Origin of the sequence: Nocardiopsis tropica (genome assembly GCF_042660575.1) — a bacterium.
GTDB classification, from domain to species: domain Bacteria; phylum Actinomycetota; class Actinomycetes; order Streptosporangiales; family Streptosporangiaceae; genus Nocardiopsis; species Nocardiopsis tropica.
Window position 1 is genome coordinate 1 of sequence record NZ_JBHSUF010000019.1, and the last position, 12,681, is coordinate 12,681.

Below are 12,681 nucleotides of genomic sequence, written 5' to 3' on the forward strand. Positions count from 1 at the left end.
CGGCGGCGCGGGGAGCGGGCCCGCGGCCACGGGGCGGCGCCGCCCGGACCGGGGGGCCGGTCCGACGACCGGCGCCCCCGGCCTCCCGTGGAGCGCCGCGGCGGGCGCCGCGGCCGTCGCCCTCACCGCGGCGCTGTTCGCCGACTGGGACACCCTGGTCGGCCCCCTCGCCGGGGCGGTGACCGGCCGGGGCTTCCCCCTGCCCGGAGCCGTCACCACCCCGTGGCCGGACCTGGCGGTCCTGACCGCCGTGCTCGTCGCCGCGCTGCACCCCCTGCTGCGCCGCGGAGCCCGGACGGACACCCTTCCCGGCGCCTGGTCGGTCCCGGTGGCCGCGTTCGCCGCCGCGGGGCTGGCGGGCGCCGCCGCGGGCCTGCTGGCCGGCGGGTCCGCGGGAGGGGCCGCCGCGACGGTGTGGCACCTGCTCGCCCAGACCGGGCAGGGCGGCCTGTTCGGCCTGCTGTTCGGGGCGCCCGCGGCGGTCGCCGTCCTGGCGGCCGAACGCCTGGCCCCCGGGGCCCGGCGGGGCCCCGCCGGGGCGGGGGGACCACGCCCCGGGGCGGCGCCGGCCGCCGGGGACCCCGGCGGGGCGCGGACCCGGGGGCGCTCCCCGTACGCCGCGCTCACCGCGGCCCTGCTCCTCCTCCCGACGGCGGTCATGGGGGCGGGCGCGTACCTGCTCGGCACGGACGCCCCCGGCGACTGCTCCCCGCTCGCCTGCGCCTCACCCGTCGACGAACTCCTGCTCAACGGCGAGGTCGGGCTGCGCCTCGCGGTCCCCGGGTGGGCGGCGGCCGTCGCCGTCGCGGCGGCCCTGCGCGCGCTCCCGCCCACCCGCGGGTGGCCCCTGTGGTCTCACCTCCTGCTCGCGGTCGGCGGGACCGGGCTCGCCGTCGTCCTGCTCTCCGGCCTGGTCGTCGGCTCCGACGTCTGACCCCGGCCCGCCCCGCACCGGCCGCCCGCACCCTCGCACCCCCAAGGACAGACGATGACCGGAAGAAGCCCCGCACCCAGCAGACGCGCCTTCCTCGGAACCGCCGCGGCGGCCGGGATCGGCGGGCTGGCCTGGTTCGCCGCCCGCCCGGCGACGGCCGCCCCGCCCCCTCCCGCGGCCCGCCGCGCCTACATCGGCGGGTTCACCGCCGGCGAGTACGGGCTGCCGGGGCTCCCCGGCATCGGGATCGGCAGCGTCGGCGCGGACGGCTCCCTGCGGATCGACGGCTACCACGAGGGCATCGACAACCCCTCCTACCTGGCGGCGGGTCCCCGGGGCGACGTCCTCTACGCGGTCAGCCAGACCGGCGACGGCCACGTGCACGCCTTCCGGATCGGGGGCGACGGCGGGCTGGAGCCCCTCAACGCCGCGCCCACCGAGGGCGCCGCCCCCGTCCACCTGGCCGCCCACCCCGACGGCCGGTTCCTCATGACCGCCAACTACGACTCGGCGGGTGTCGCCGTCCACGCCCTCGCGGAGGACGGCTCGATCGGGGCGCTGCTGGACCTCGTCGAGCACGAGGGCTCCGGCCCCGACCCGGAGGAGCAGGCCGCCCCGCACCCGCACATGTGCCTCTTCGTGCCCGGGACCCACGACGTGATCGTCCCCGACAAGGGCAACGACCACGTGTACGTCTACTCCCTCGACCCCGGCACCGGGAGGCTCACCGAGCGGAGCCGCACCCTCGTCGCGGAGGGGGCCGGCCCCCGGCACGCCGCGCTCCACCCCTCCGGCCGCCACCTGTACGTCTCCAACGAGCTCGGGTCCACCGTGACCGCCTTCGCCTACGACCCCGTCGGCGCCGTGCTGACCCCGGGGGAGTCGGTGTCGGTGGCCGCCCCGGGCGCCGACCCGCGCAACGCGCCCTCCGGCGTGGTCGTCGACGCCGGCGGCCGGTTCGTCCTCACCGCCGACCGGGGCCTGGACACCGTGGTTTCCTACGCGGTCCGCGACGGCGGCGCCTCCCTGGACCTGGTGGAGTCCCAGCCGGTCACCACCAAGGGCCCGGGGACGCGCTGGCCCCGGGGCATCGCCCTGGACCCCTCCGGCCGCTACGTGTACGCGGCCAACCAGGCCGGGCAGTCCGTCACCGTGCACCGCGTCTCGGCCGCCGGGCGGCTCACCCCCGTGGGCGCGCCGGTCCCGGTGGCCAGCCCCTCGTGCGTCGTGCTGTCAGAGCGCTGACCCGCGGTCGGCCGGGGAGAACTCCCGGTCGAACACCCTCCCGGACGTGTGCTGGCGGGCGATCCGCCGCAGCGCCGCGAGCAGGGGGTCGCCGAACACGGTCCACAGCACCAGCCGCTCGACCAGGGCGTCCTCGTCCGCGTACAGGCCCAGGACCCCTATCTCGGCGCCGGTCATCCGGTCGGCGGCGGCCGCGTAGGCCTCGACCACCACCGCGGTGTCGGCGTCGTCCAGCCAGTGGAGGGTCCTGAGCAGCTTGACCAGCGTGCGCCAGGACGCCGTGTCCTGGTCGACCGTCCACCCGTGCCGGTCGGCGACCCTCCTGGCCAGGGCCAGCGCCTCGTCGTCCGCCGGGTCGACGTCGGTGTGCGGGGCGGAGGAGGCGCCCTCCAGGGTCCGGAGGACCATGCCGAAGGTCTCGTGCGGCGTCCTGGTCCCGCCCGCCATGGCACCCAGCAGGCCGCGTACCTGGTCCGGGTCCAGCCCGCCCACCTCCACCAGCACGCGGACCAGGCGCAGGCGGCGCAGATCCTCGGGGCTGTACCCGTGTCTCTCGGAGGGATGGGAGATCAGGCGCTCCCGCTGGTAGTACTCGACCGTTGCCACGGGCACCGAGGCCCGGTCGCTCAGCTCCGAGATGCGCACAGGTGGCTCGCTTTCCGCTCCGAGGGGCGTCGGCCCGGGACCCTGGGGGACCGGACCGCACGCCGGGCCCTTGTGTGATTGATCGAACGCGGTCAGTGATGACGCGGGGGAGGGCGGTGTCGCCGCGGCCGTCCCTCGGTCCACTCAACCAGCCCGGGGAACGTCCGGACATACCACGAAAGAGGCATCGCGTCCTCAGTTGACGGAGCCGCGGGAGGCGCTCGGGGCTCCGGACGCGCCGGTGAGGATGGCGTGCTGGAGGCGGCACAGCTCCTCGGAGGGCTCCAGCCCCAGCTGGTCGTGCAGGGTGTCCCGTGCCGCCCGGAAGGCGCTCAGCGCCTCGCCGCGGCGTCCGGACCGGCTCAGCGCGTCGATGAGCCGGGCGTGGAACCCCTCGTGCAGGGGGTAGACGCTCACGAGGTCCCGGAGCTCGGGCAGGACCTCGCGGTGGAGCCCCAGCCGGAGGGCGGAGTCCACGCGCAGCTCCCTGACCCGCGTGTAGGTCTCGGTCAGGCGTGCCACGTGCCCGGCCAGGACGCGGCCGGGGCGGACGTCGGACAGGACCGGGCCCCGCCACAGGGAGAGCGCCTGCTCGGCCCGGTCCACCACCTCGTCGTGGCGGTGCTCGGTCCACAGGATCTGCGCCTGGCCGACCAGCTGCTGGAAGGCGAACAGGTCCAGCTCCTCCGGCGCCAGGTCCATCCGGTACCCCGGTCCCCGGGTCAGCAGGACCCGGCGTGCCGTGTCGGCCCCGCAGGAGCGTTCCAGGGCGCCGCGCAGGTGGTAGACGTGCGTGCGGATCGTCTTGAGGGCCGTGGTCGGCGGCTCGCCGTCCCACAGCTCGTCCATCAGGGTGTCCACGCCCACGGTCTGGTTGGCGCGGACGAGGAGGAGCCCGAGGAGCCGGGCGACCTTGGGGCCCCGGCGGAGCGCCTCGCCCCCGCGGGACTCCAGCTCCAGGGGACCGAGGATCTTGAAGCGGGTCATCGCGTCTCTCCTTCTCGTTCTGGGCCCCGGCCGCGCTCCGGTCGGGCTCCCGGGGGCCTCGGGACCGGGACCGCCGGCCGCCCGGGGGCGGCCCCCGCTCGCCCCCGTCCCGGTCCGGTACCGGGAAACCGTGTTCTGACCTGCGGTCACAGGGGAAATCTAGGACCGCCGACGGGCGTCCACAAGCGGATTGTCCGCAAGGTGCCAGGCCTCTACCTCGAAGGAGGTACGGGGCGGGGCGCGCGGGGGAAGGGCGCGGGGGCGCGGGGCCGGCGCTCGGGAAGGGGGCGGGCCGGGGCGCGGGTCCGGGCGTCGAGGGGGAGGGGGCGGCGGAGGGGCGCCGCCCGGGCTCAGAAGCGCGGCTCGGCCTTCTTGCGGTGCGAGGGCAGCGCCCCGGTCTCCACCGCCTTGTTCACGGCGTCGATGCGCGAGACCGCGTCGAGCTTCTCGAAGATGTTGCGCATGTGCCGCTTGACGGTCCCCTCGGTGATGTCCAGGCTCCGGGCGATCTCCCGGTTGCTCATGGCCTCGGACACCAGCCTCAGGACCTCCACCTCGCGCGGGGTGAGCGTCGAGTCGGTCGTCGGCGGCCGGTGCCAGTTCGGGGAGGAGACGACGACCGTCGTGCGGTCGGGGTCGCGCAGCCCCCGGATGGCCGCGACCAGGGTCACCATGTCCACCGTCTTGTGCAGGTACCCGCGCACGCCGAGGGAGAGCAGGTCGCTCACGAGCGCCGAGTCGTCGTGCATGCTCAGGATGACCACGTGCGTGTCGGGCGCGTGGTGCAGCAGCTCCCGCACGGTGTGCCGGGGGTCGTGCTCCGGCATCTCCAGGTCGAGGAGGACGACGTCGGCGCGTGCGGCGACCACGGTCGGGACCAGGGAGCGGGCCGAGCCCACGCTGGCGACCACCTCCAGTCCGGGCTGGGCCCGTAACAGGTCGCAGAGGGCCTCGCGCAGCAGGTGGTGGTCGTCGACCACGGCGATCCGGATCATCGTGCGGACTCCGCTCCGATCGAGGGGGTGGTGATGGGGACGAGGATCATCGTGCGGGTCCCGTCCTCGGGCGAGCTGAGGAACCGGACGCGCCCGCCCAGGGCGGTGATGCGCTCGGAGAGGGAGGTCAGGCCGGTCGAGGCGCCGTCCTCGGAGCCGCGGGCCAGCTGCGCCTCCACGTCGAACCCGGAGCCGTCGTCCGAGGCGATCGCCCGGACCTCGGCGCGGTCGAGGCGCACGGCGATGTGCACCTGGGCGGCCCCCGCGTGCCGCACGGAGTTGCGCAGGCACTCCCGCAGCACGAGGAACAGCTCGTCGAGGAAGTGCGGGGGCACCCACGACTCCTCGCCGGAGAAGTCCATCCGGACCTCGGGCACCGTCAGTTCGAGGGAGTCGGCGTAGGAGCGCAGGGCGGTTTCGAGCGACCCCGCGCGCTCGCTGCGGCGCTGGTCGGAGATGAGCACGCGGAGCTGCTGGTTGAGTTCGAGGAGCGCGCCCTTGAGGGCGCGCAGGCGACCGTTGGCCTTCGCGTCGGGCTTGTGGACGGAGAGCAGCTCGTACAGTTCCAGCTGCCGGTTGGCGAGGCTGACGGAACTGCCGAGGCGGTCGTGCAGCTCGCGGGCGAGGAAGCGCCGGAACTCCTGGTTGGCGGCCTGCTCCTGGCTCAGGAAGCGGGCGTTGGCACGGATCTGGGCGGCCTCCATGCGCAGGGTGGTCTCGTTCTGGGCGGTGACGAGCGCGGCCCGCACCCCGGCCGACGGGGCGTCGGGCGGCAGCGCGGCGGTGATCTCCTCGAAGAGGAAGCGGGCCGCCTGGCCGGTGTGGCGCGGGTGGATGGCCCAGGACTCCTCCTCCAGCTCGGCCCAGTAGGTCTCCGTCATGCGGTTGACGCGCTGGGAGGGGCGGCCGTGGTGGAGGCTCCAGGCGCTGTCGCGGATGACGGAGGCGGCCCACGCGGAGGCGTACGGCCAGGAGTCCGGATCGGTCCTCAGCGGGTTGTGCTCCGCGAAGAGGCGGGCGGAGAGGCGACCCACCAGATCGGGGGTCCTTCTCAGAAAGGAATCGGCGTGGGAGTTCTCCGGGAAGGGCGGCAGAACGCCGTTCTCCCACTCGGGGAAGGCCGAATCCTTACCATGCATGGGATGGTCGTGTCCATTCATTGAGCGCGTCACGAGAGGACCTGTCGTGTAAGGGGACGTGAATGCGGTTCGGGGCCACGGATTCGGGTCCCGAGGACGACCGGTGGGAAGCGGTCCGGGCACGGCCCGGCGGAGGTCCTCACGTTCCTGTGTGTTCGCGCCACCCCCCGGTCAGGCGATTCCCGTCGGACTCCGCAGTGGGCAGCGCTTCCCCGGGCGCTGGTACGGAGTCCCACCCGATTTCTCCCGCGAAGGTCCTTTCTGGGAGGGGTCTGGGCGCGAATGTCCTGTTGGAGCCGGTTGGGGTCCGCGCCCGCCTGGTTCGGGTTTGTGTTTCAGTAGCGTATGTGATGGCGGAGCGGGCGGAAAAGGTTCTCGCGGGCCGGTTCCGGTCAATGGCAGAAGTCGGAAGAATCGCAGGTCAGGACACAATGTCTGACTTGTGGCTTAAGTCACTTTTATCCGTGTTGCGGTGGGGCTTTCGCGGGGGGAGGAACCGGTCCGGGCGACCTGCCGCGCCGCCCCGGGCCGCTGCGGGCGAGGTCCCCTGGGCCGCGGTCGAAGGCGGGCGGGAGGGCCGCCTCGAACCGGGCCACCCGGTCGGCGGGGCCGCCCTCCACCCACGGGCAGTCGCGGACGAAGTGCTCCCACTCGTGCGCCATGGCGTCCCCGGTGAAGCGCGCGCCCTCGCGCAGGTGCCGTTCGTCCAGGCCCGGCTCCCCGCCCGGCGGCGGTTCCGGACGCGGGCCGTCCCGGTCCGGGCTCAGCGCGGGGCGAGGCCCTCGAAGAGGACCCGGACCACCTCGGCCAGGCTCTCCTCGACCTTCTCGGGCGGGGCGGCGGCCTTGAGCGTGGCGAAACCGTGCAGGGCGGCGGAGACGGTCATGGCGACGGGCCAGGGGTCGCCCCCGGCGATCTCGCCGTCGGACTGGCCGTCGACGATGGGCCGCACCACCGTGTCGAGCAGCCGCTCCATGGCGGCGGACAGCTGCGCGGAGGACCGGGGGTCGTGCTTGCGCGCGTACATCAGGTCGAGCAGCGCCGCGTTGTCGATCGCGAACCCCACGTAGGTCCGGGCCAGGGCCAGCACGCTGGTCCGGGCGCCGTCCTCCCCGACGGCGGCCAGGGCGTCTTCGAGGCGTCCGGTGAGGCGGTCGAACCCGGTGAGCGCCAGCGCGTCGAGGAGGGCCTGCTTGTCCTTGAAGTGGCGGCCGGGCGCGGCGTGGCTCACCCCCGCCTCGCGGGCGAGTTCGCGCAGGGACAGCGCGGACGGACCGCGTTCGGCGAGAGCGCGCTCGGCGTTGGCGATCAGTGCGGCGCGCAGGTCTCCGTGGTGGTAGGGGCGGTCGGCCATGCCGCCCAGCATAAACGGAGGTGTCGACGCCCCCCATTGTTGTCATTGACAACTTGTCGGGGGCTCGCCTACCGTGGCGGGATGGACACCTCACAGGTCACCATCCCCGACCTCGGCGGCCGCACCGCGATCGTCACCGGAGCCAACAGCGGCCTGGGGGTCGAGACCACGCGCATGCTGGTCGCGGCGGGGGCCCGCGTCGTCATGGCGGTGCGGGACGAGGTCAAGGGCCGGGCGGCGGCGGACAGCGTCGGCGGCGACACCGAGGTGCGCCGGCTCGACCTCGCCGACCTGGCGTCCGTGCGGGAGTTCGCCGACCGCTGGGAGGGCGACCTCCACCTCCTGATCAACAACGCGGGCATCATGGCGGTCGCGCAGGGGACCACCAGGGACGGCTTCGAGCTCCAGTTCGGCACCAACCACCTCGGCCACTTCGCGCTCACGAACCTCCTCCTGGAGCACATCACCGGCCGGGTCGTCACCCTCTCCTCGGGGCTGCACCGCAGTGCGCCGGGCATCGACTTCGACGACGTCAACCTGGAGCGCGGCTACACCCCCTACCGGGCCTACAACCAGTCCAAGCTCGCGAACCTGCTGTTCACGCTGGAGCTCCAGCGCCGTCTGGAGGACGCCGGCTCCCCGGTGCTGTCCACGGCCGCCCACCCCGGCTACGCGGCGACCGGCCTCCAGAGCCACGGCGCCAACCCGGTCTCCCGCGCCCTCCTGCTCATGGGCAACCGGTTCCTCGCCCAGAGCCCCGCCCACGGCGCGCTGCCCACGATCTTCGCCGCCACCCAGGACGTGCCCGGCGCGGCCTTCGCCGGTCCCAAGGCCATGGGCGGGTTGCGCGGCGCCCCCGCGCTCTCCAGCCGGAGCGAGGCAGCCTGGGACGGGCGCGCCGCCAAGCGGCTCTGGGCGCTGTCGGAGGAGCTGACCGGGGTCGCGTTCCCGCTCCGGCCCAAGGACCGCGGCTGAGCGGGGCGCGCGAGGCGCGGGACCGGCCCCGGGCACGGAGGGTCCCGCCGAACCCGGCGGGACCCTCCGTCGTCCGCCGCCCCGCTACGGGGTGAGGACCAGCTCGTCGACGGCGGCCTCCCGCACCGCCTCCTCGCTGACGACGAACGGCAGGGTCCCGCCCTCGCTCCACGGCTCCAGCTGGTCGTCGTAGTGGGGGTGGAAGGCGTGGCCGGAGTTCCCGGTGAGGTGGATCCACGTGGACGCGTCCCGGTCGGACAGGTCCACCACCATCCGCATCGACGGCACCGCGGTGATCCCGTAGCCCTCGGCGTCGTTCCAGCCGGTGGCGTTCACGATGCCGGAGCCGCCGGAGCTCTCCACCGGGCCCCGGTTGAACAGCCACTCGACCGGTCCGATCCCGGACGTGCCGAACGACTCGTGGGTCGCCGTGAGGGTGTGCAGGTCGCCCCAGCGCCAGTCGGCGGGGTCGTCGCCCAGCAGTTCCGTCAGCTCCGCCGCGGCGGCGTCCATCGCGGCGGCCAGCACCTCGTCGCGCCCGCTCGCCTCCGCGCCCCGCCACCAGTCCGAGTCGGGGTCGTCGAGCAGGCCGCCCACCACGTACATCCCGCGCGAGTTCCCGCTCATCGCGTACGGTTCCAGCTCGTCGAACAGCAGGGGGAGCAGGTGCCGCCAGGTGGCCTGGTAGAACGCGGCCCCGGCCGAGTCCGTGTCGGTGAACAGGTCCCAGTCGCGCAGCTGCTCCTGGGCCCGGGCGGCGGCGCCGGCCACCTCGGCCTCCAGCAGGTGCGGGACGACGTCGACGGCCCCGCCGTGGAACGAGTCCATGTGGATGTCCGACATGTCCTGGCCGTCGACCGGTCCGTCCGCGAGGGCCTCGTCCAGCAGGTCGTTGATCCGCTGGGAGCGGTAGCCGTAGTCCCAGTCGTCGGTGAGCATGTGCTCGTAGTCGGCGTCCACACCCGACTGGTTCGCGGTGACGATGACGCCCGACGCGGGGTTGTACACGCTCGGCAGCTCGTCGAAGGGGATGTAGTCCTCCCAGTCGTAGTCCGAGTCCCACCCGGGGGCGGGGTAGCGGCCGTCGCCCCTGCCGCGGACCGGCACCGCGCCGGGCGCCTGGTAGCCGATGTTGCCCTCGTTGTCGGCGTAGACGAGGTTCTGCGCGGGGACGTCGAACTGGCTCGCGGCCTCACGGAAGCCGTCCCAGTCGCGGGCCCGGTTCAGGGTGAAGATCGCGTCCGCCGTGGTGCCCGGGCTCAGCGCGGTCCACTGGAGGGAGACCGCGTACTCGCCGCCGTCCGCGCCCTCCGGCCCGGCGTCCTCCGCGACGGCGGCCAGCCCCTCGCCCACGGCGGTGTCGGACATCAGCGGACCGTGGTGGGTGGAGCGGACGACGATGTCGACGTCGTCGCCTCCGGCGACCCGGATGGTCTCCTCCCGGGTCTCCAGCGGCAGGGTCTCGCCGTCGACCACGTAGCCGTCGCCGTCGATCTCCTCGACGAACAGGTCCATGACGTCGGGGTTGAGGTTGGTGAACCCCCACGCGATCGACTCGTTCTGCCCGATCACCACGCCGGGCAGCCCGGAGAAGCTGAACCCGCTGACGTCGAACGGGCAGGCGTCGGTGACCTCGGTGCAGTGCAGCCCGATCTGGTACCAGGTGGACGGCATCGACGCGCCCAGGTGGGGGTCGTTGGCCAGGAGCGGGAGGCCGCTCTCGGTGTGCTCGCCGCCGACGACCCACGAGTTGGAGCCCAGGTCGGGGCTGGTGCTGGGGCCGAGCATGCGCGGCAGCGACGCGGCGGCGTCCGCCACCCCGGCCAGGGCCGGGACGACGCCCTCGGGGAGTTCGGGGGCGCGGCGCTCGTCGCCCTCCGGCGGACCGTCCCCGGACCCGCCCTCCTCACCCGGGACGATGTGCTCGCCGGTGTCCGTGATGGGCTCGTGCTCCTCGAACGGGTAGGCCGGGTAGAGGTCCTCGACCTGCTCCTCGGTCAGCCCGGCGTCGAGGAGCTGGGCGCGCTCGGTCTCCTCCTGCATGTTGCCGCCCAGGTCCCAGGCCATGGCCTTGAGCCAGGCGAGGCTGTCGACGGGGCTCCACTCCTCGATCTCGTGCCCCCCGTTGAGCACGGCCAGGAGGCCGTACTCCAGGCTCGCCGCCGCGCCGTCGTGCCCGTCCAGCCACGCGTTGACGCCGTCCGCGTAGGAGTCGAGGTAGCCCCGCGTCTCGGGGGTCAGGAGCTCGTACTCCTGCTCGGCGACGTGCCGCCAGCCCATGGTGCGCAGGTAGACGTCGGTGTCCACCTGGTCGGGGCCGAACAGTTCGGCGGTGCGGCCCGCCGTGACGTGGCGGCGGAAGTCCATCTCCCAGAACCGGTCCTGGGCGTGGGTGAACCCCTGTGCCATGAAGAGGTCGCGGGTGTTGTCGGCGTAGACGTGCGCGACGCCGTTGCCGTCGCGCAGCACGGTGACCTGTGACTCCAGCCCCGGGAGGGCGAGTTCGCCCGAGGTCTCGGGGAAGGATCTCCGGACGGTCCAGACCCCGAGGAGCGCGGCGACGAGCACCAGGGCCGTCACGGTCGCCAGAAAGCCCAGAAGTACACGAACAAGCACACGCTTACGCATTACACCCATGGCGGAACCCTAGAGTGCCTGAGGTCACAGTCTCTAGTGGTCGGCGTGCGTGGGCCCAAGTTGTTACCAACCGGTACGTCCAGGTCGGCGGCCCCGGCACGGGCCGGGGCGGGGCGCGCCCCGGCCGCGGGGGTCAGGAGCCGAGCACCTCCGCCAGGCGCTCGGCGACCATCGGGACGCTGTAGTAGTCCATGCGGAAGGACGCGGCGCCGAGGGTGAACACCCGGTCCTCCTCCCAGGCGGGGAGGTTCTCCAGGGTGGGGGAGACCTCCAGGTAGTCCTCGATCTCCTGGCCCTGGGTATTGACGAACAGCAGCGTGGCGTCGCCGAAGTCCGAGGCGCGCTCGGCCGACAGCTCGACGATGTCGCCGCGCTCCCCGCCCTGGCCGCCCGGCGCGGCGACGTCGTCGGGCAGTTCGTGGACGGTGAGTCCGAGGTCGGCGGCCAGGCGCCCCTGCGCGGACTCCTCGGTGAACACGTTGAACCCGTTCGGGGTGCCGGTCAGGATGACTACGTCGTGCGCGGTGTCCAGGTCCGCGGAGACCTCCTCGACCAGCGCCTCGTACTCGGCGGTGATCTCCTCGGCCCGGTCCTGGCGCGCGAAGGTCTCGGCGTACCGGTCGGTGGTGTCCAGCCAGGCCGTGTCGGACTCGCCGTGCACGACGGTGGGGGCGATTCCGGAGAGCTGTTCGTACAGCTCCTCGGGAACGGTGTCCGCGCCGAACCCGTTGCCGACGATGAGGTCGGGCTCAGCGGCGGCGACCGCCTCCAGGCCGACCTCCGGGCCGGGCAGGGGCTCGACGCCCCGCTCGTCGGCGGTCTCCGCCCACTGGGCGAAGAAACCCTTGTCGTCGGTGAGGGCGGAGGTGCCCGCGACGCCCGACGCGACCACGGGGACGTCCAGGCTCAGGAGGAGGGGCGTGCTGGTGACGCTGACCGAGACGACCCTCTCGGGTTCCGCGGGGATCTCGGTGTCTCCGTAGAGGTGGGTGACGGTGCGGGTCTCCCCCTCGCCGGCGGGGGGCGCGGCGGTGTCCCCGGCGCCGCAGCCCGCGAGGAGGAGGACGAGGGTCGCGGTGGCCGCGCCGGTGGTTAGGGTGGCGGGGACGGGTGCTTGCTTCATGACAAGAATAGTTAGGTATGGCTATCCTAAATGTCAATCCGGTAGAGTGCGAGGAACGATGACCACGTCACGGCCGTCCACCCGGACCACCCCTCCGGCCCGCAAGGACACCGGGGTCCCGTCCGCCCGCGTGGCGGGTGAGGCCCTGCTGCGCGTGGCCCAGCGCCTGGAGCGGCTGCTCGGCGGGCTCGCGGCGGAGCACGGCCTCACCGCGTTCCAGGCGCGTGCCCTCCGGGCCCTGCACGACACCTCGTCGCAGAGCGCGCTGGCCCGGCAGCTGGGCTGCACGGCCTCGCGCGTGTCGATCGTCACGGGCGAGCTGGAGGCGCGCGGGCTCGTGCGCAGGGTCGCCGCGGTCAGCGACCGGCGCATGCGCGTGGCCCGCCCCACGGAGGAGGGCAGCCGCGTGGTCGACGCGATCGGAGCGGGGCTGAACGCCCGGTCGCCGCTCTCGACGGCCCTCTCCGAGGACGAGGTGGTCGCCCTGTACGGGCTCCTCGCCGAGGTCGAGGCCGCCCCCGAGGACTGACGCCGGCCGCCGTCCGGTCCTCCGCCGGGTCCGCTCCCGGTCCTGCCTGCCCCGGGAACGGGCCCGGTCCGCTCCGGCGCCCGGATCCCGCACGCCTCCGTCCGTCCCGCCCGCCCCG

At 74.0% G+C, this 12,681-nt stretch carries 10 protein-coding genes and 1 pseudogene; 4 read left to right on the forward strand and 7 right to left on the reverse strand.

Annotation, left to right across the window (positions count from 1 at the left end; genetic code table 11):
• A pseudogene (locus ACFQBR_RS25745) lies at positions 1-934 on the forward strand (hypothetical protein); the annotation flags it as partial.
• A 54-nt stretch (positions 935-988) separates the two neighbouring features.
• A complete protein-coding gene (locus tag ACFQBR_RS25750) occupies positions 989-2,179 on the forward strand; it encodes a lactonase family protein (protein WP_344184570.1) in 1,191 nt (396 codons plus the stop codon).
• Here ACFQBR_RS25750 and ACFQBR_RS25755 read toward each other — a convergent pair.
• The 5 genes from ACFQBR_RS25755 to ACFQBR_RS25775 all read right to left on the reverse strand — a co-directional run bounded on the left by ACFQBR_RS25755 (position 2,168) and on the right by ACFQBR_RS25775 (position 7,299).
• Positions 2,168-2,824 (reverse strand): MerR family transcriptional regulator, encoded by a 657-nt coding sequence (locus ACFQBR_RS25755; protein WP_344184571.1) that lies wholly within the window; start codon positions 2,822-2,824, stop codon positions 2,168-2,170. The two genes, ACFQBR_RS25750 and ACFQBR_RS25755, sit on opposite strands and share 12 nt — an antisense overlap.
• Positions 2,825-3,019: 195 nt before the next feature.
• Positions 3,020-3,811, reverse strand: a complete 792-nt coding sequence (locus ACFQBR_RS25760; protein WP_344184572.1) for an AfsR/SARP family transcriptional regulator — start codon at positions 3,809-3,811, stop codon at positions 3,020-3,022.
• Between the two features lie 350 nt (positions 3,812-4,161).
• Positions 4,162-4,806, reverse strand: coding sequence for a response regulator transcription factor (locus ACFQBR_RS25765; RefSeq protein WP_344184573.1), 645 nt, complete (start codon positions 4,804-4,806; stop codon positions 4,162-4,164).
• Positions 4,803-5,945, reverse strand: a complete 1,143-nt coding sequence (locus ACFQBR_RS25770) for a sensor histidine kinase (protein ID WP_344184574.1) — start codon at positions 5,943-5,945, stop codon at positions 4,803-4,805. The genes ACFQBR_RS25765 and ACFQBR_RS25770 overlap by 4 nt, the downstream gene beginning before the upstream one ends.
• 763 nt (positions 5,946-6,708) lie before the next feature.
• Positions 6,709-7,299 carry a TetR/AcrR family transcriptional regulator gene (locus ACFQBR_RS25775; protein WP_344184575.1) on the reverse strand — a complete coding sequence of 197 codons (591 nt, stop codon included), beginning with the start codon at positions 7,297-7,299 and terminating at the stop codon, positions 6,709-6,711.
• 81 nt (positions 7,300-7,380) lie between these two features.
• Here ACFQBR_RS25775 and ACFQBR_RS25780 point away from each other — a divergent pair, with 81 nt between their 5' ends.
• Entirely contained in the window at positions 7,381-8,274 is an 894-nt protein-coding gene (locus ACFQBR_RS25780; RefSeq protein ID WP_344184576.1) for an oxidoreductase, read from the forward strand.
• An 84-nt stretch (positions 8,275-8,358) separates the two neighbouring features.
• Here ACFQBR_RS25780 and ACFQBR_RS25785 read toward each other — a convergent pair whose 3' ends face one another.
• Positions 8,359-10,902, reverse strand: coding sequence for a penicillin acylase family protein (locus ACFQBR_RS25785; RefSeq protein WP_344184577.1), 2,544 nt, complete (start codon positions 10,900-10,902; stop codon positions 8,359-8,361).
• Positions 10,903-11,044: 142 nt separating this feature from the next.
• Positions 11,045-12,034, reverse strand: a complete 990-nt coding sequence (gene fepB / locus ACFQBR_RS25790; protein WP_344184578.1) for a Fe2+-enterobactin ABC transporter substrate-binding protein — start codon at positions 12,032-12,034, stop codon at positions 11,045-11,047.
• A 58-nt stretch (positions 12,035-12,092) separates the two neighbouring features.
• Between fepB and ACFQBR_RS25795 the strand changes: the two genes are divergently transcribed.
• Positions 12,093-12,563, forward strand: a complete 471-nt coding sequence (locus ACFQBR_RS25795) for a MarR family winged helix-turn-helix transcriptional regulator (RefSeq protein WP_344184579.1) — start codon at positions 12,093-12,095, stop codon at positions 12,561-12,563.
• The last annotated feature ends 118 nt before the right edge of the window (positions 12,564-12,681 follow it).

Bases quoted from the DNA above. Each gene is read 5' to 3' on its own strand.
- ACFQBR_RS25750 (WP_344184570.1), top strand. From the start codon at position 989: ATGACCGGAAGAAGCCCCGCACCCAGCAGACGCGCCTTCCTCGGAACC.
- ACFQBR_RS25760 (WP_344184572.1), bottom strand. From the start codon at position 3,811: ATGACCCGCTTCAAGATCCTCGGTCCCCTGGAGCTGGAGTCCCGCGGG.
- ACFQBR_RS25765 (WP_344184573.1), bottom strand. From the start codon at position 4,806: ATGATCCGGATCGCCGTGGTCGACGACCACCACCTGCTGCGCGAGGCC.
- ACFQBR_RS25770 (WP_344184574.1), bottom strand. From the start codon at position 5,945: ATGCATGGTAAGGATTCGGCCTTCCCCGAGTGGGAGAACGGCGTTCTG.
- ACFQBR_RS25775 (WP_344184575.1), bottom strand. From the start codon at position 7,299: ATGGCCGACCGCCCCTACCACCACGGAGACCTGCGCGCCGCACTGATC.
- ACFQBR_RS25780 (WP_344184576.1), top strand. From the start codon at position 7,381: ATGGACACCTCACAGGTCACCATCCCCGACCTCGGCGGCCGCACCGCG.
- ACFQBR_RS25785 (WP_344184577.1), bottom strand. From the start codon at position 10,902: ATGCGTAAGCGTGTGCTTGTTCGTGTACTTCTGGGCTTTCTGGCGACC.
- fepB (WP_344184578.1), bottom strand. From the start codon at position 12,034: ATGAAGCAAGCACCCGTCCCCGCCACCCTAACCACCGGCGCGGCCACC.
- ACFQBR_RS25795 (WP_344184579.1), top strand. From the start codon at position 12,093: ATGACCACGTCACGGCCGTCCACCCGGACCACCCCTCCGGCCCGCAAG.